Source organism: Micromonospora sp. DT31 (assembly GCF_049841795.1).
Classification (GTDB): domain Bacteria; phylum Actinomycetota; class Actinomycetes; order Mycobacteriales; family Micromonosporaceae; genus Micromonospora.
Genome location: NZ_JBNCKZ010000001.1, coordinates 430,553 through 446,461 on the forward strand (window position 1 = coordinate 430,553; position 15,909 = coordinate 446,461).

At 73.5% G+C, this 15,909-nt stretch carries 15 protein-coding genes; 10 read left to right on the forward strand and 5 right to left on the reverse strand.

Annotation, left to right across the window (positions count from 1 at the left end):
- Positions 1 to 30 precede the first annotated feature (30 nt).
- From hppD to ACLQ2X_RS01845, 6 genes are read left to right on the forward strand one after another with little or no spacing between them, the layout of a single operon-like run.
- Positions 31 to 1,104 (forward strand): 4-hydroxyphenylpyruvate dioxygenase, encoded by a 1,074-nt coding sequence (hppD, locus tag ACLQ2X_RS01820; RefSeq protein ID WP_425679131.1) that lies wholly within the window; start codon positions 31 to 33, stop codon positions 1,102 to 1,104.
- Positions 1,101 to 2,024: a phytanoyl-CoA dioxygenase family protein gene (locus ACLQ2X_RS01825; RefSeq protein WP_425679132.1), complete on the forward strand. Its 924-nt coding sequence runs from the start codon at positions 1,101 to 1,103 to the stop codon at positions 2,022 to 2,024. The genes hppD and ACLQ2X_RS01825 overlap by 4 nt, the downstream gene beginning before the upstream one ends.
- Positions 2,025 to 2,026: 2 nt before the next feature.
- Entirely contained in the window at positions 2,027 to 2,824 is a 798-nt protein-coding gene (locus ACLQ2X_RS01830; RefSeq protein WP_425679133.1) for a DUF3050 domain-containing protein, read from the forward strand.
- The gene (locus ACLQ2X_RS01835) at positions 2,821 to 3,792 is read left to right on the forward strand and encodes a thiamine pyrophosphate-dependent dehydrogenase E1 component subunit alpha (protein ID WP_425679134.1); all 972 of its coding nucleotides are present in this window, start codon (positions 2,821 to 2,823) and stop codon (positions 3,790 to 3,792) included. Before ACLQ2X_RS01830 ends, ACLQ2X_RS01835 begins: the two co-directional genes overlap by 4 nt.
- Positions 3,792 to 4,757 carry an alpha-ketoacid dehydrogenase subunit beta gene (locus ACLQ2X_RS01840; RefSeq protein WP_425679135.1) on the forward strand — a complete coding sequence of 322 codons (966 nt, stop codon included), beginning with the start codon at positions 3,792 to 3,794 and terminating at the stop codon, positions 4,755 to 4,757. Before ACLQ2X_RS01835 ends, ACLQ2X_RS01840 begins: the two co-directional genes overlap by 1 nt.
- Before the next feature lie 3 nt (positions 4,758 to 4,760).
- Positions 4,761 to 6,110, forward strand: a complete 1,350-nt coding sequence (locus tag ACLQ2X_RS01845; protein WP_425679136.1) for a hypothetical protein — start codon at positions 4,761 to 4,763, stop codon at positions 6,108 to 6,110.
- 258 nt (positions 6,111 to 6,368) lie between these two features.
- Here ACLQ2X_RS01845 and ACLQ2X_RS01850 read toward each other — a convergent pair whose 3' ends face one another.
- From ACLQ2X_RS01850 to ACLQ2X_RS01870, 5 genes are read right to left on the reverse strand one after another with little or no spacing between them, the layout of a single operon-like run.
- The gene (locus tag ACLQ2X_RS01850; RefSeq protein WP_425679137.1) at positions 6,369 to 7,076 is read right to left on the reverse strand and encodes an SGNH/GDSL hydrolase family protein; all 708 of its coding nucleotides are present in this window, start codon (positions 7,074 to 7,076) and stop codon (positions 6,369 to 6,371) included.
- 10 nt (positions 7,077 to 7,086) lie between these two features.
- Positions 7,087 to 7,749, reverse strand: coding sequence for an HAD family hydrolase (locus ACLQ2X_RS01855; RefSeq protein WP_425679138.1), 663 nt, complete (start codon positions 7,747 to 7,749; stop codon positions 7,087 to 7,089).
- Positions 7,746 to 8,138, reverse strand: a complete 393-nt coding sequence (locus ACLQ2X_RS01860; RefSeq protein ID WP_425679139.1) for an MmcQ/YjbR family DNA-binding protein — start codon at positions 8,136 to 8,138, stop codon at positions 7,746 to 7,748. The genes ACLQ2X_RS01855 and ACLQ2X_RS01860 overlap by 4 nt, the downstream gene beginning before the upstream one ends.
- Before the next feature lie 33 nt (positions 8,139 to 8,171).
- Positions 8,172 to 9,392, reverse strand: coding sequence for an MFS transporter (locus tag ACLQ2X_RS01865; RefSeq protein ID WP_425679140.1), 1,221 nt, complete (start codon positions 9,390 to 9,392; stop codon positions 8,172 to 8,174).
- A complete protein-coding gene (locus tag ACLQ2X_RS01870) occupies positions 9,389 to 10,969 on the reverse strand; it encodes a class I adenylate-forming enzyme family protein (protein WP_425679141.1) in 1,581 nt (526 codons plus the stop codon). Before ACLQ2X_RS01870 ends, ACLQ2X_RS01865 begins: the two co-directional genes overlap by 4 nt.
- Before the next feature lie 283 nt (positions 10,970 to 11,252).
- Between ACLQ2X_RS01870 and ACLQ2X_RS01875 the strand changes: the two genes are divergently transcribed.
- From ACLQ2X_RS01875 to ACLQ2X_RS01890, 4 genes are all read left to right on the forward strand, one after another.
- The gene (locus tag ACLQ2X_RS01875; RefSeq protein WP_425679142.1) at positions 11,253 to 12,563 is read left to right on the forward strand and encodes an SGNH/GDSL hydrolase family protein; all 1,311 of its coding nucleotides are present in this window, start codon (positions 11,253 to 11,255) and stop codon (positions 12,561 to 12,563) included.
- A 63-nt stretch (positions 12,564 to 12,626) separates the two neighbouring features.
- Positions 12,627 to 13,850, forward strand: coding sequence for a cytochrome P450 (locus tag ACLQ2X_RS01880; RefSeq protein ID WP_425679143.1), 1,224 nt, complete (start codon positions 12,627 to 12,629; stop codon positions 13,848 to 13,850).
- On the forward strand, positions 13,847 to 14,815 hold the full coding sequence (locus ACLQ2X_RS01885; RefSeq protein WP_425679144.1) for an alpha/beta hydrolase: 969 nt from the start codon (positions 13,847 to 13,849) through the stop codon (positions 14,813 to 14,815). The genes ACLQ2X_RS01880 and ACLQ2X_RS01885 overlap by 4 nt, the downstream gene beginning before the upstream one ends.
- Entirely contained in the window at positions 14,808 to 15,908 is a 1,101-nt protein-coding gene (locus tag ACLQ2X_RS01890; protein ID WP_425679145.1) for an alpha-hydroxy acid oxidase, read from the forward strand. The genes ACLQ2X_RS01885 and ACLQ2X_RS01890 overlap by 8 nt, the downstream gene beginning before the upstream one ends.
- The last annotated feature ends 1 nt before the right edge of the window (position 15,909 follow it).

Consider the following 15,909-nt stretch of genomic DNA (forward strand, 5'->3'; position numbering starts at 1 on the left):
TGCGATCACGGGGGGAACAGGGGGAAGCCCATGCACATCAACGGCATAGACCACCTCGAACTGTATGTGGGAGACGCCCGGCAGGCGGCCTTCTACTTCGACAACGCGGTCGGGTTCCGGCTGCACGGACAGGGCGGGCCGGAGACCGGGCTGGACGGGCAGCGTTCGCTGCTGCTGGCCCAGGGCGGCATCCGGCTGCTGCTGACCACCGGACTGTCCGCGGAACACCCGGCGGCCACGTACGTGCACCGGCACGGCGACGGGGTGGCCGTGGTGGCGCTGGCGGTCGACGACGCCGCCGGGGCGTACGCGGAGATGGTGGCCCGGGGTGCGACCGGGTTGACGCCGCCGCGTACCTACCGCGGCGCGGGCGCCGAGGTGGTGCTCGCCGAGGTCGGCGGCTTCGGCGACGTGGTGCACCGCCTGGTGCAGCGCAGTGGCGAGCCGGGCGTGTTCCTGCCCGGGGCGATCGAGCCGGTCCCCGGCCCGGCCGGGGAGCCGCTGCTGGCCGAGGTCGACCACCTGGCGGTGTGCGTGCCGCCGGGACAGCTCGCCGCGACGGTCGCGCACTACCAGAAGGTGTTCGGCTTCGCCGACATCTTCACCGAGCACATCGAGGTCGCCGGCCAGGCGATGAACTCCAAGGTGGTGCAGAGCCCGTCCGGGCAGGTCACGTTCGTGCTGCTGGAGCCGGACACCGGTGCCCGACCGGGGCAGATCGAGGACTTCCTGCGCTGGCACGCCGGCGCCGGCGTGCAGCACCTGGGGCTGCGCACCGATGACATCGTCGGCGCGGTCGACGCGCTCGCCGGTCGGGGGGTGCGGTTCGCCCGCACCCCGGTGGCGTACTACGACGACCTGGAACAGCGGGTCGGACGGCTCGACGCCCCCGTGGACCGGCTGCGCGAACTGAGCATCCTGGTCGACTCCGACCACGACGGGCAACTGCTGCAGATCTTCACCGAGTCGATGCACGTGCGGCGCACCCTCTTCCTCGAACTCATCGAGCGGCGCGGGGCACGCACCTTCGGCAGCGGCAACATCAAGGCGCTCTACGAGGCCAAGGAACGCGAGCTGGCCGCGGCCGGAGGGGTGAAGGCATGACCACCATCGATCCCGGGCTGACCGCCGAGGAGGAGGCGCTGCTGCCCTCCGACGAGGACGTCCGGCACTACGCCGAACACGGCTGGTACCTGTCGAAGAAGCTGCTCACCGACGACGAGGTGGACGAGCTGGTCGCGGCCACCGACAGCTACTACGCCGGGGAACGCGACCGGCGGTTGCCGGTGCGCCCGCCCAAGCTTGCCTACTGGGAGCCGGCCAGGGGCGACGTGCAGCGGCACAACGACTACGTCCACCACGAGCACGACGGCATCGCCCGCATCCTGCGCAAGCCGCTGATCGGGGCGGTCGCCGCCCGGCTCGCCCGCGCCACCGAGATCCGGATCTTCCAGTCCACGCTGATCTGGAAGCCGCCGATCGCCGGGGAACCGTCGAACATCGTGCCCTGGCACTTCGACAAGCACTACTGGGCGTCCTCGTCGTCGGAGAACATGCTCACCGCGTTCATCCCGTTCCACGACTGCGGCGTGGAGATGGGCACCATCACCATGGTCGACGGCTCGCACCGGTGGCGGGAGATCGGCGCCGACGACACGGTGGTGCGGCACTTCGCCGACCGGGACCGCGACCAGCTCGAGACGATGCTGGCCGAGAACGCGGCGTACAACGGGGCCGAGATCCGCAAGATCCCGATGGTGATCCCGAAGGGACACATGAGTTTCCACCACTGCCGCACCTACCACGGCAGCGGTGCGAACGTCAGCGGGCGGCCCCGGCGGGCCGTCTCGCTGCACCTGCAGGACGGCGACAACGCCTGGCGGGAGTATCCGCTCTCCGACGGCACACGCGCCGCGTACAACCACGAGGTGCTGGTCCGCCGCACCCACGAGGGCCGGCCGGACTACGCGGACCCCGATTACTGCCCGGTCATCTGGCGCGATCGCGCCCAGCAGGGAGGCTGACAATGTCACGGTACGACTGGGGTAAGACGCACCCGGGCATCGAGCGGCTGGAGCGGGCGGTGACCGAGCGCCGCGACGTGGTGGTCAAGCACCCCCTCTACGCCAACCTGGACACCCACGACGCGCTCGTCACGTTCATGGAGCACCACGTCTTCGCGGTCTGGGACTTCATGTCCCTGCTGAAGTCGTTGCAGCGGCAGCTCACCTGCGTCACGGTGCCGTGGATCCCGACCGGTCCGACCGGCAGCCGCCGGCTCATCAACGACATCGTCATGGTGGAGGAGAGCGACGAGCTCGGCGACGGTTACATCAGCCACTTCGAGCTGTACGTGCAGGGCATGGCCGAGGCCGGCGCGGACACCACGGCAGTGGAGAAGCTCGTCGACCTGCTGCGCGCCGGCATGCCGGTGACCGAGGCGCTCGGCGCGGCCGGCGTACCCGCGGCGTCGGCGGCGTTCGCCGGCACCACCTGGCAGATCATCGAGTCGACGCCGGTGCACTGCCAGGCGGCGGCGTTCGCGTTCGGCCGCGAGGACCTCATCCCGGAGATGTTCACCCAGGTCGTCGCCGTCAACGAGCGCAGCAACCGGCTGAACAAGTTCGTCGACTACCTGGAGCGGCACATCGAGGTGGACGGGGAGCAGCACACCCCGATGGCCATGCAGATGCTCGCCGACCTGTGCGGTGACGACGACACCAAGTGGCAGGAGTGCGCGGACACGGTGAACATGGCGCTGGCCGCCCGTGCCCGGCTCTGGGACGACATCCTCACCGCGGTCAAGGAGGGCCGGCCGGCGTGACCGACCCCGACCCGCTCCGGCTCTACCGGATGGTCCGCCTGATCCGCCGCTTCGAGGAACGCGCGATCGAACTGGTCGACGCCGGGGAGATCGTCGGCGGCATCCACCCGTACCTCGGTCAGGAGGGTGTCGCCGCCGGGGTCTGCGCGGCGCTGCGCGCCGACGACCTGGTCACCGGCACCCACCGGGGACACGGGCACGTGTTGGCCAAGGGGGCCGACCCGGCCCGGATGCTGGCCGAGCTGTGCGGGCGGGTCACCGGGCTCAACCGGGGCCGGGGCGGGTCGATGCACGCCGCCGACTTCGGCGTGGGCGTGCTCGGCGCCAACGCCATCGTCGGGGCCGCCGGCGCGATCCTCACCGGAGCGGTGTGGGAGCGCCGGCGGCGCGGCGCCGACCTGGTCGGCGTCACGTTCTTCGGCGACGGCGCGGTCAACGAGGGCATGCTGCTGGAGGCGTTCAACCTGGCCGCGCTGTGGCGGGTGCCGGTGCTGTTCGTCTGCGAGAACAACGGCTACGCCACCACGATGCCGGTGGCCGGGGCGGTGGCCGGCACGATCGCCGGGCGGGCCGCCGCGTTCGGCATCCCCGCGACCGCCGTCGACGGGCAGGACCCGGCGGCGGTACGCGAGATCACCGCCGCCGCCGTCGCGCGGATGCGCGCCGGCGGCGGCCCCGAGCTGGTCGAGGCGCACACCTACCGGTTCGACGCCCACCACACGTTCGAGCACCGGGTACGCCTGGACTACCGGTCGCCGCAGGAGGTGGCCGCCGGGCGGGCCCGGGACCCGGTCGACATCGCCGGCGCCCGGCTGGACCCGGCGGTGCGGGCAGAGGTGGACGCCGAGGTGGAGGCGGTCCTCACCGCCGCCGTCGACTTCGCGCTGGCCGGCCCGCACCCGGACCCGGCGACCGCCCTGGACCACCTGTACGCCAGTGGGCTGCGTGCCCGGACCGGAGGTGGCTGATGCCCCGGCTCTCCTACCGCAGGGCGCTCACCCGGGCGCTCGCCGACGAGATGACCCGCGACGACTCGGTGATCGTGCTCGGCGAGGACATCCGGGTGGCCGCCGCCAACGTGACCACCGGCCTGTTGAAGAAGTTCGGCCCGGAGCGGGTACGCGACACCCCGCTGTCGGAGCAGGCGTTCACCAGCTTCGCCACCGGCGCGGCACTGGCCGGGGCCCGCCCGGTGGTGGAGTTCCAGATCCCGTCGCTGCTGTTCCTGGTGTTCGAGCAGATCGTCAACCACGCGCACAAGTTTCCGTTGATGACCGGCGGCCAGTGCGCGGTGCCGGTCACCTACGTGGTGCCCGGCTCCGGTTCCCGCACCGGCTGGGCCGGGCAGCACTCCGACCAGCCGTACGCGTTGTTCGCCCACGTCGGGGTGACCACAGTCGTGCCGGCCACCCCGGCCGACGCGTACGGGCTGCTGGTCTCGGCGATCCGCTGCGACGACCCGGTGGTGGTCTTCGCCCCGGCCGGCGCGTTGGACCTGCGCGCCGACGTCACCGACCTGACGCCGGTGCCGCTGGGCCGGGGCGTGATCCGGCGCGGCGGCATCGACGTGACGGTGGTGGCCGTCGGGCACCTGGTGCACGACGCGCTGGCGGTCGCCGACGAGCTGGCCGGCCAGGCGTCGGTGGAGGTGTTCGACCCGCGCACGCTGTACCCGTTCGACTGGGACGGGCTGGTCGAGTCGGTGCGCCGCACCGGCCGCCTGGTCGTGTTCGACGACGGCAACCGCTCCTGCGGCATCGCGGGGGAGATCATCGCGACCGTGGTGGAGCGGGTCCGGCTGGCCGCGCCGCCCCGGCGGGTGACCCGTCCCGACGGCGCGGTGCTGCCCTTCGCGCCGGCTCTGGACCGGGCCGTGCAACCCGGCCGGGACCAGCTCACCGCCGCCATCCAACTGACTGTCAAGGACGGATGAACGATGGACCCGAACTATGCGTGGCCGCCGCTCGGGCAGGCGTGGACCGATCTGCCCGGGTCCACCCGCACCGCGATGGTGGCCGCCGGGGCCGGGGCGTGGGAGGAGATCTTCCACGGCCGGGCCACCTACAACAAGCAGTGGCGGCTGGCCCGCCCGCCGGTGCTCACCGCGGACGCGTTCCGCGAGTTGAACGAGGTCAGCGACCGGATCGTGCAGCTCATCCTGGACGCCTGCCGGCGTCGTGCGCGTACCGCGGGGGAGTTGCGTCGGCTGCTCGACGTGCCGGACGGGGAGACCCAGTTGCTCGACCCGGACGAGGTGCTGCACGAGGGGCTGCTCGCCGCGTACCGGCCGGATGTGCTGTTCTCCGGCGGCGTGCCGTGCATCGTGGAGTACAACATCGACAGCAGCCTCGGTGGCGGCTTCGACGCCGACACGGTGATCCAGCGGTACGCCGACCTGTACCGCTCACACGGCCTGCTCGACGGCGTGCGGCCCGCGCCGTCGCTGCTGGACCAGCGGTTCGTGGCCATCCGGGACACGCTCGACCTGCCCGACGGGGCCCGGGTGGCGTTGCTGATGGACTTCGACGCCGACTATCCGGGGCTGGACGACCCGGAGACGTTCATCCGCATCCTGTCCCCGCTGGCCGACCAGGCCCGCCGGTTCGGCATCGACCTGGTCATCGCCCCGGTCTCCACCGCCACCCTGGACGAGCGGAGTCGGCTGGTCGTCGGTGGCGCCCCGGTGGACGCCCTGTTCCGCTTGTTCGTACCGAACCGGGTCACGCCCAGCGCCGGGCTGGACGCGGTGGCCGGCGCCCTGTCCGCCGGAACGCTGCCGATGTTCGTCAGCACCGCCGCCTGGCTGCTGAGCAACAAGCTCAACTACGCCTGGCTCTGGGACGACCTGGACCTGCTGCCGGCCGACGACCGGACGCTGGTCCGCCGGTACGTGCCGCACACCGTCGCGCTGACCGCCGACCAGCTCGACCGGGCGCTGGCCGAGCAGGCCGACCTGGTCGCCAAGCCGGCCGGCGGCTCGGCCGGGCACGGGGTGCTGATCGGCCCGGAGATGAGCGCGGCGGCGTGGGCCGAGGGGGTGCGCGCGGCGATCGACGCGGGCGGCAACATCCTGCAGCGCTACCACGAGGCGGACCGGGTGGCGATGGACTTCGTGCAGATCGAGACCGGGGAGACGGTGACCGCCGAGGTTCCCTACAGCCTGGCCCCGTACCTGTTCGGCCGCACCGGTTCCGGCGCCCTGGCCCGGGTCGGCTACCCCGGCTGTGAGGGCGTGTTGAACCTGGCCCGAGGCGTCCTGATGACCGGCATTCTCCTCACCGACTGACCGACCCCGCCGCGCCCACCGTCCCGGAGGGCGCCCGCCGCCTTTCGAGCTGATGCCAGGAACGATTCACCGACACCGCTACCGGTCCCGCAGCCCGGTGTCGGAACTCGCCCCGAAGCCCGGGCCGGAGTCCGGTCTCAGAGTCCCACCGCGGGTCCCGGGCTGGGTCAGGAGCCGGTCTCCCGGTTCCGCACCGGAGTCGCGGTGGGGAGCGTCCGACCGTGGCGGTGTGACGCCCGAGTGGTGGTCGGCGTCCGGCTACCGCGGCGGCGGGTCCACGGCAGGCGCGTCGGGTGCCGGCCGGCGGGCGAGGACGCGCAGCGTCTCGGCGGTGGCGATGGCGTCGCTGCGGGCGCTGCCGTGCCGGCCGTCGCTGCTGTAGAGCGACGGGTCGGCGACCAGCGGGTGGTCGGTCAGGTGCACGTGCAGCGCGCCGAGCCGGTGCGCCGCCGCCCGGGTGTGGCGGGACAGCAGGCGCATCCGCTCGCCCAGGCCCGGCCGCAGCGCGTCGGGCACCGCCGGGCTGTGCGAGACGTCGAACATGCCCACCGTGATCACGTCAGCCCCGGCGTCCCGCAGCGCGGCGACCACGGCGGCCAGCTCCGCGTCGACCGCCTCCGGGTCGTAGGAGGAGCGGAACGCGTCGTTGCCGCCGCACACCACGAGTGCCAGGTCCGGCCGGAAGGCCAGCGCCTCGGCCAACTGGGTGGCGCGGACCTCGTGCGCGCGCAGCCCGCGGCGGCCCAGGTTCAGGTAGGCCAGGCCCGGTCGCACCGCCCGCAGCTCGGCCGCGACCCGGTCGGCCCACTGCACGTCGGGGTAGCCGTCGACCGGCTCGCACAGGCCCTCCGCGACGCTGTCGCCCAGCACCACGAACCGCTGCCACGGATGCCCACGCAGCAGGTCGGCGGCCTCGCCGGGTCGCAGGCACCACGGGTCCGTCGCCTCGGTGAGCGTCGATGGCATGCCCGGCAGGCTAGCCGAGCCGCCCGGGCGGGGAAAGAGGCCCGTCGAGCAGGGACCGCACCTGCGCCGGCCGGGACAGGGTGAGATCGGCCGGCTCGGCCGGATCGTACTGGTGCCCCCACGCCGCGGCCACCGCCACCGCGCCGGCGGCCCGGGCGGCCCGCAGGTCCAGCGGCGAGTCACCGACGTACGCCGCCCGGCCCGGCGACACCCCGAGCCGTCGACAGGCCAACACCACGCCGTCGGGCGCCGGCTTGGGTCGGGGAACCTGATCCCCGCCGAGGACGACCCCGAACCGGTCGAGGATGCCCACCCGGTCGAGCATGATGCCGGCCGCGACGTGGCTCCCGCCGGTGAACAGGCCCACCGGCACCCGCTCGGCCACCTCGGTGAGCATGTCCGCGACGCCGGGATAGACGCACACCCGCCCGGCGACGTCGGCCAGCTCGGTGTGGTAGCGGGCCAGGTCCTCGTCGGTGGCCGGCCGCCCGAGCAGGTGCGTCAGCAGGTCGACCGGCGAACCCAGCGAGTAGCCGGCGATGACTTCCGCGTCGGTGTACTCGGGCCCGCCCCCGGCACGCACCGCCGCCCGGTACGCCGAGGGCACCACCTCGTGCGACTCGATGAGCGTGCCGTCCATGTCGAACACCACCGCGTCCACCGGCGCGCTCATCCGTGCTCCGCCCGGTGCGCGGCGGCGAGCCGCTTCGGTGCGCGCGCACACCACGCCTCGGTGACCAACTCGGTCAGCTCGTCCACGTCGACCCGGTCGAGTCGGACCAGCACCGCCGGATAGCCGTCGAAGTGGGGTGTGGTGAAGTAGACCGCCGGGTCGTCGGCGAGCAACGCCTCCTTGGCGCCCAGGTCGGGCACCCGGACACCGAGGACCGGGCCGTCGGGCGCGGCGTCGCCGAGCGTCTCCAGGTCGGCGCGGCGCAGCGGCCGCTCCCACACGAACGACTTGTCGCGGACCCGCCAGGCGGGCGCCTGGTCGTACGTCGGCCGCTCGGTGGTCTCCGGCAGGGCCAGTGCGATGCGCCGCACGTCGTCCCAGGTCGCCATGGCCACGACCCTACCGAAGCCCTGTCGCGCGGGTCAGACCGGCGTGGGTGTCGCCGGCTCCGCGACCGGGTGCCGGGACGACCGGTTCAGCAGCAGCGGCCCCACGGTCAGCACCAGGCAGACCGCGGCCATCACCAGCAGCGCCGGGGTCAGCCCGAGCAACGCCACCGACCAGCCGCCGAGCAGTGCCCCCACGGGCAGGCCGAGGAACGCCACCGAACCGGAGATGCCCAGCACCCGGGTCTGCAACGCCGCCGGTACCCGCTGGTAGAGGGCGGTGCCGAGCAGCGGGTTCACCGCCGCGATGCCGATGCCGGACAGGAACGTCACCACAAGCGCCACGAGCAGGTTCTCGCTGAGCCCCAGCGCGAGCAGCCGGGGCGGGCCGCTGATCACCAGCCCCACCGCGAACACCACGCCGCCGGGCAGCCGCGTGCCGAGCATCGTGAACAGCAGGTTGCCCAGCAGCGCGCCGGCCGAGAACAGACCCAGCAGCAAGCCGAACCCGGCCGGGTCACCGAGCACCTCGTTGACCCACAGCGGGATCCAGACCGCGACGCTGGCGTTGGCGAACATGTTCGACACCGACACCACGATCAGCATGGTCAGCAACGTCCGGTCGGTTCGCAGGTACGCGAAGCCGCCGCGCAGCGCCCGCAGGTACGGCTCGCGGGGCGCGACCTGCGTCGGCGCGGGCGGCCGGACCAGCACGCCGATCAGCAGCGCGCACACCGCGAACGTGGCCGCGTCGATCCAGATCGCCGTGGTCAGGCCGACCCAGTCGATGAGCAGCCCGCCGAGCACCGCGCCGAACAGCGTCATGCCCCGGGCCAGCCCGTCGTAGGCGCTGGTGAGCCGGATCAGCGGCACCCCGGCCCGTTCCGCGGCCGGCTTGAACAGCACGTGCTTGACCCGGTCGCCGATGCCGCGCAGCCCACCGGCGATCGCCACGAGCACCAGCAGCGTGCCGAACCCGAGCCAGGGCGCCAGCGCCACCACCGCCATCGCCGCGGCGCTCGCCGCGTCCACGAAGACCGAGGTGCGGCGCACCCCGAACCGGTCCGCCCATGGAGTGGCCAGCGCGCTGGAAAGCATGTACGGCAGCGTCTCCGCCGCCGCGACCAGACCCATCCGGGTGGGGCTGCCGGTGGTCTCCAACACCAGCCAGGGGATGGCCACCACCGAGATGCGGGTGCCGAGGTTGGACAGCAGGTCAGCGCCGACCAGGGTGTACAACTCCCGGCGGGGGTTCATGCCGGGGCGCCGATCCCACTGCCCGGCGAGTCGGCGTCGGCGGGACGCGCGGCGGCGTACCGGGCGCGCAACGCCCGCTTGTCCACCTTGGATGACCGGTTCAGCGGCAGCGCGTCGATGAACTCCACCGCGCCGGGCGCCCAGGTCTCGCTGAGTTCCCGCACCACGAGTGCGATCAGCTCGTCCCCGGTCACCGTGGCGTCCGGCGTCGGCACCACGTACGCGTACGGCAGTTCCCCGGCCACCGGGTCGGGCACGCCGATGACGGCGGCGGCGCGTACCTCGGGGTGCCCGGCGAGCGCGTCCTCGATCGGACGGGAGTAGATCGGCCAGCTGCGCTGGCGGGTGAGGATGCGGTCCTGCAACCGGTCCACCAGGTACAGGTAGCCGTCGGCGTCGAGGTGGCCGATGTCGCGGGTGCGCACCCAGCCGTCGACGAGCGTGTCCGCGGTCAGCTCCGGCTGGCCGTGGTAGCCGGCGAAGCTGAGTTTCGTGCGCGCCCACACCTCGCCGTCGACCCCGGCGGGCAGCACCCGGCCGTCGGTGTCGCGGATCTGCACCGTCACGTCCCCGTACGGGCGGCCGCAGGAACGCAGCCGCTCCGGGTGCTCCGGGTCCTCGGTGAGTCCGGGCAGCGCACAGATGATCACGGCTTCGCTGAGCCCGTACACGATGCGCAGGCACGGGCCGAAGCGGGCGATGGCCTGGCGCAGCCGGGCCGGTGCGGCGGGTCCGGCACCCACGTTGAACATGAACATGGCGGAGAGGTCCGCGCCCGGCAGGTCGGGGTGGTCAAGCACCTCGTAGAGCATCGGCGGGGTGACGAACGTGGAGGTCAGCCGCTCGTTGTGCGCGGTGGCGATGAACGCCGCCGGGTCCCACTGCTCGCGCAGGAACAGCACCCCGCCGGTGAACAGGTTGAACAGCGTGGTCACCTGCCCGCTGGCCAGCCACATCGGCGAGTGCGACAGGTGCCGCAGCAGCGGGAAGCCGGCGGCCCGGAAATCGGCGGCCAGGGCGAGCACCTGCCGGTAGAAACTCTCCCGGTGGTGCACCAGCTTCGGGGTGCCGGTGGTGCCGCTGGTCTGCAGGAACGACTCCGGGGCGGGCACGTCGGCGGGCAGGTCGACGGGCGGGCCGTCGGGGTCGGCCGCCGCGGTCAGGTCGGGGCCGGTGCCGCCGGGGCCGAGGCAGAGCACGGGTACGCCGGTCAGGCCCGCCGCGATCTGGACGGCCAGCGGGTCGCGGGGGTCGTGCACGAACACCTCCGGCGCGGCCAGCGCGACGAACTCGTCGACCTCGCGCCGGGAGGTGACCGGGGCGACCCACATGCTCCGGCAGCCGAGCAGGTGCAGGGCCAGTTGCAACAGCGGCCCCTCGGCCGTGTTGCCGAGCATGACCAGCACCGCCGCGCCGGGGCGTACCCCGTGGTGGTGCAGCGCGGCGGCCAGGTCACGCACGTCGGCGGCGACCTGGGGGTAGGTGAGGCGGCGCTCGCCGCCGACCAGTGCCTCCCGGTCGCCGAAGCCGGCGAAGAGTTCCAGCGCCTCGCGTACGTAGTTCGGCCGGTTGGTCATCGGGCAGCCCCCATCATGGTCCGCTAGCGGCGTCCGGCCGGAACGTGGCCGGTACGTGACGGCGGGTGCCGGGGTAGGCGACCGCACCGCCGCCAGTGCGAGCCTAGGCAGCCGCGGTCCACCGGGGACAGAGCCGATCGTCGTTGCGTCCCGCCCCGCGGGCATTTGATCATGTCGATCAGGTTGATTGACGCTCGTCGCGACCGGCGGCTAGTTTCCGGTCCATCGCCCGGGCAGTGGCGCCCAACGCGGCACGCCCGGGGTTGCCGACCATGGAGGATCGATGCCGACCCCGAGAAGATGGCACGTCATAGCTTCCGCCGTCACGATGCTGATCGCCGCCACCCCGGCGGTCACCGCGAGCGCCGGCCCCACCGCAACCGACCGCGCCGGGCACGGGCGCGCCGACTGGACCGGCACCTGGGCCGCGGCGGTGACCCGCGGGAACACCGTCGGCCTCACCGAGACCGGCCTGAACGACCAGAGCATCCGGATGACCGTGCAGACCTCGGTCGGCGGTCCGCGCCTGCGGGTGCGCCTCACCAACCTGTACGGGCAGCAGGCCGTCCAGGTCGGCCGGGCCACGATCGCCCGGCCGAACACCGCGACCGCCGACGACCTGTCCGACGTCGACCCGGCCAGCATCCGGCCGCTGACGTTTTCCGGGTCCGGCTCGTCGACCATCAACAAGGGTGCGGAACTGCTCAGCGACCCGCTGACCTTCCCGGTGGCCGAGCAGGAGGACCTGGTGGTCACCCTGTACTTCCCGGTGCTCACCGGCCCGGTCACCTTCCACGGCCAGTCCCGGGTCACCAACTTCATCGGCGCCACCGACCTGACCTCGGCCACCGACGGCACCGGCTTCACCATCCGGCCCAACTGCTGCTGGATGTTCCTGTCCGGCATCGACGTGGAGCGTAAGGTCACGCCCGGTTCCGTGGTGGTGCTCGGCGACTCGATCAGCGACGGCAACGGCAGCACCGTCAACGCCGACCGCCGCTGGCCGGACCTGCTGGCGAAGCGACTGCTCGACGCCCGCCCGGAGCCGCGTACGCCGGGTGTGCTCAACCTCAGCCTGGCCGGCAACCGGCTCAACCACGAGGGCACCGAGCCCGGCGCGGGTGGTTTCCCCGGCTATTACGAGCTGGGCCCGAACGCGCTGGCCCGGATCAACGAGGACGTGTTCCCGCAGACCGGGGTGCGCACCGTGGTGACCCAACTGGGCATCAACGACATCTGGATGAGCGGTGACAGCCCGGAGGCGATCATCGCCTCGCTGCGCCAGCTCAACCGGCAGGTCCAGGCGCGCGACCTGACCAGCCTGGTCAGCACGCTCACGCCGTACGAGGGCAACGGCGGGCCGGGCGTGTGGACCGAGGAGAAGGAGGCCACCCGGCAGGCGGTCAACGCCTGGCTGCGCGGCCCCGGCCGGGCCGAGTTCGACGGCGTGGTCGACTTCGACGCGGTGCTGCGGGACCCGGCCCGCCCGAGCCGGCTGCTGCCGGCGTACGACTCCGGAGACCACATCCACCCGAACGACGCGGGCGCGCAGGCGATGGCGAACGCCGTGCCACTGAAACTGCTCGGCCTGTGACACCGGGCGGGGGCGGCGGTCGACACGACGCCGCCCCCGCCGCCATTCCTGGGGAGGAAGCACGTGGACGTCAGCGAGATCCTGACCGGCCTGTACAGCGAACAGGGCCGGCAGAACCCGTATCCCTTCTACGCGGCCCTGCACGAGCACGGGCCGATCAACGCCGTTCCGGCCCGCGCCGAGCACAGCACCGTGACCGCCGTGGCCGGCGGGTACGACGTGGTGGACCAGATCCTGCGCGACCCGGGCTGGTACAAGGGTTTCCCGCCCGGCTGGGAGGAGCAGGAGATCCTGCGCACCTTCCTCACCTCGATGATGTTCGTCAACCCGCCGGACCACACCCGGATGCGCGCGGTGTTCGCGAAGACGTTCACCCCGCGCCGGCTCGGCGCGTTGGAGCCGGTGGTGACGCGGATCGTCGACGAACGCCTGGACCACATGGCCGAGGCCGGCGCGAACGGCACCGAGGTGGACTTCGTGGCCGACTTCGCGTACCCGGTCCCGGCTCTGGTGATGGCCGAGTTCATCGGGCTGCCCGCCGCGGACCTGGCCTGGTACCGGCAGCGGGTCGACTGGATCGACGAGTACATGGACGTCGCCGGCAAGACCCCGGAGCGCCTGGCCCGGGCCAACCAGGCCGCCGAGGAACTGCGCGCCTACTATCGGGACCTGATCGCGCTGCGCCGCCGCACGCCGGGCACCGACCTGATCAGCGGCCTGGTCGAGGTGCTCGACGCGGGCGGCGTCGACCTCACCGAGGCGGAGTTGATCAGTAACCTGATCGTGCTGTTCAACGCCAGCTTCGTCACCACCGTCTACATGTTCAGCAACGGTCTGCCGCTGTTGCTGGCCCACCCGGAGGTGACCGCCGCGCTGCCCGGTGACGACGCCCTTGCCCAGGGCTGCGTGGAGGAGGTGCTGCGGATGGAGAGCCCGGTGCACTTCCTGGCCCGCTCCGCCCCGGCCGGCGTGGACATCGGCGGGGTGCCGGTCGGCCGGGACGACAACGTGCTGCTGCTGATCGCCGCCGCCAACCGCGACCCGGCCCGGTTCCCCGACCCGGACCGGTTCGACCCGCGCCGTGGCGGCCCGCCGCCGCTGGCCTTCGGGGTGGGGCTGCACTTCTGCCTCGGCTCGGCGGTGTCCCGGCTGGAGGGCCGCATCGCCCTGCCCCGGCTGTTCGCGCGTTTCCCCCGCCTCGCGGTCACCCAGCCGTACACCTACAGCGGGAGCCTGTTCCTGCGCGGCGTCGACAAACTCTTCGTCACCACCGGGGAGGCCGGATGACACTGGACCCGCAGGTCGTCGCGTGGCGGGCGGCGCGGGCCGCCGCCGGCGCCGCGCCGCTCTACACCCAGAGCCTCGCCGAGGCCCGTGCCGCCGACCTCGCCGCGATCCGCGCCGGCTCCGGCGCGGTCGAGCCGGTCGCCGAGGTACGCGACACGACGGTGCCCGGCCCGGCCGGGCCGCTGCCGGTGCGGATCCACCGGCCCGCCGGTGACGGTCCGTTGCCCACCCTCGTCTACTTCTTCGGCGGCGGCTGGACGCTCGGCAGCGTCGACACCGCCGACGGGATCTGCCGCCGGCTGGTCAACCTCACCGGTTGCCAGAGCGTGACCGTCGGCTACCGGCTGGCCCCCGAGCATCCGTTCCCGGCCGCGGTGCAGGACTGCCACGCGGCGCTGCGTCACCTGGCCGCGTACGCCGGGCGGTTCCGGGTCGACCCGGACAGGCTGGCGGTGGGCGGGGACAGCGCCGGCGGGAACCTCGCCGCCGCGGTGACGCTGTTGGCCCGTTCCGACGGCGGTCCCCGGCTCGCCGCGCAGCTGCTGGTGTACCCGAACACCGACCAGCGTCCCGGCCGGCGACCGGCCGACGACGAGGATCCGCTGTTGTTCAACAGGCACTCGGTGGGCTGGTACCGCGGCCACTACCTCGCCGGCCCCGACGATGCGGCGCACCCGCTGGCCTCGCCGCTGCTCGCCGAGGACCTCACCGGGCTGCCGCCGGCGCTGGTGGTGACCGCAGGGTACGACCCGCTGTGCGCCGAGGGCCGGCGGTACGCGGCTCGGCTGGACGAGGCCGGTGTGCCCGTCGAGACGGCCCACTATCCGGGGATGGTGCACGGGTTCTTCGCCATGCCGGGGGTGTTCGACGCCGGTCGCGAGGCGCAGGAGCGGGCGGCCGCCTTCCTGCGGCGGCACTTCGGCGTCGGCGGGGCGCAGGCGCCGGTGGGGGTCGACCATGGCTGACCGGTCCGGGTTCGTCGCGCCGGCCAGCCTGGCGGAGTTCGCCGGGCTGGCCCGGGCGGTGCTGCCGGCCGACGTGTGGGACTTCGTCGAGGGCGGCAGCGGCACCGAGACCGCTCTGGCCGCGAACCGGGCCGCGCTGGACCGGGTGGCGGTGCTGCCCCGGATGCTCGCCGGGGTGGACGACCCGTCCACCGAGGCGCCGCTGCCCGGTGGTCGGGCCGCGTTGCCGGTGGCGGTCGCGCCGATGGCGTACCAGCGGTTGCTGCATCCCGACGGTGAGCCGGCGCTCGCGGCGGCGGCCGGCGCGGCCGGCGTGCCCTATGTGATCAGCACGCTGTCCAGCACGCCGATCGAGGAGATCGCGGCGACCGGGGCGACGGTGTGGTTCCAGCTCTACTGGCTGCGTGACCGCGCTCTGGTGGCCGACCTGCTGGACCGGGCGGCGGCGGCCGGGTGCGCGGCGGTGATGGTGACCGTGGACGTGCCGGTGCTCGGCCGGCGGCTGCGTGACGCGCGCAACGGCTTCGCGCTGCCGCCGCACGTCACCGCCGCCAATCTGCCGGGCGGCCGGGACGACCTGGCCCACCAGGGCACGCCCGGGGTGTCGGCGGTGGCGGTGCACACCGGCGCGGTCTTCGCCCCGGCGCTGAGCTGGGCGGACCTGGACTGGCTGCGCGCGCGTACCCCGGTGCCGGTGCTGGTCAAGGGCATCCTCGACCCGCGCGACGCGGTCCGCGCGGCGGCGGCCGGCGTCGACGCGGTGGTCGTCTCCAACCACGGCGGCCGGCAGCTCGACGCCGCCCCGGCCAGCGTGGGCGTGCTGCCCGACGTGGTCGACGCGGTCGCCGACAGGTGCGCGGTGCTGCTGGACAGCGGCGTGCGCGGCGGCGTGGACGTGCTGCGTGCGCTGGCGCTCGGCGCGGCCGGGGTGCTTGTCGGCCGGCCGCTGCTGTGGGCGCTGGCCGCCGGCGGGCGGGCGGGCGCGGAGGCGGCGCTGGCGTTGCTCGCGGCCGAGTTGCGGGACGCGCTCATCCTCAGCGGCTGCGCCGACCCGGCGGCGGCCCGCCTGTTGTCCACCCGGATCGGGGGTTGAC

Coding starts and splice junctions, on each gene's coding strand:
- hppD (WP_425679131.1), top strand. CDS start 31: ATGCACATCAACGGCATAGACCACCTCGAACTGTATGTGGGAGACGCC.
- ACLQ2X_RS01825 (WP_425679132.1), top strand. CDS start 1,101: ATGACCACCATCGATCCCGGGCTGACCGCCGAGGAGGAGGCGCTGCTG.
- ACLQ2X_RS01830 (WP_425679133.1), top strand. CDS start 2,027: ATGTCACGGTACGACTGGGGTAAGACGCACCCGGGCATCGAGCGGCTG.
- ACLQ2X_RS01840 (WP_425679135.1), top strand. CDS start 3,792: ATGCCCCGGCTCTCCTACCGCAGGGCGCTCACCCGGGCGCTCGCCGAC.
- ACLQ2X_RS01845 (WP_425679136.1), top strand. CDS start 4,761: ATGGACCCGAACTATGCGTGGCCGCCGCTCGGGCAGGCGTGGACCGAT.
- ACLQ2X_RS01850 (WP_425679137.1), bottom strand. CDS start 7,076: ATGCCATCGACGCTCACCGAGGCGACGGACCCGTGGTGCCTGCGACCC.
- ACLQ2X_RS01855 (WP_425679138.1), bottom strand. CDS start 7,749: ATGAGCGCGCCGGTGGACGCGGTGGTGTTCGACATGGACGGCACGCTC.
- ACLQ2X_RS01860 (WP_425679139.1), bottom strand. CDS start 8,138: ATGGCGACCTGGGACGACGTGCGGCGCATCGCACTGGCCCTGCCGGAG.
- ACLQ2X_RS01865 (WP_425679140.1), bottom strand. CDS start 9,392: ATGAACCCCCGCCGGGAGTTGTACACCCTGGTCGGCGCTGACCTGCTG.
- ACLQ2X_RS01870 (WP_425679141.1), bottom strand. CDS start 10,969: ATGACCAACCGGCCGAACTACGTACGCGAGGCGCTGGAACTCTTCGCC.
- ACLQ2X_RS01875 (WP_425679142.1), top strand. CDS start 11,253: ATGCCGACCCCGAGAAGATGGCACGTCATAGCTTCCGCCGTCACGATG.
- ACLQ2X_RS01885 (WP_425679144.1), top strand. CDS start 13,847: ATGACACTGGACCCGCAGGTCGTCGCGTGGCGGGCGGCGCGGGCCGCC.
- ACLQ2X_RS01890 (WP_425679145.1), top strand. CDS start 14,808: ATGGCTGACCGGTCCGGGTTCGTCGCGCCGGCCAGCCTGGCGGAGTTC.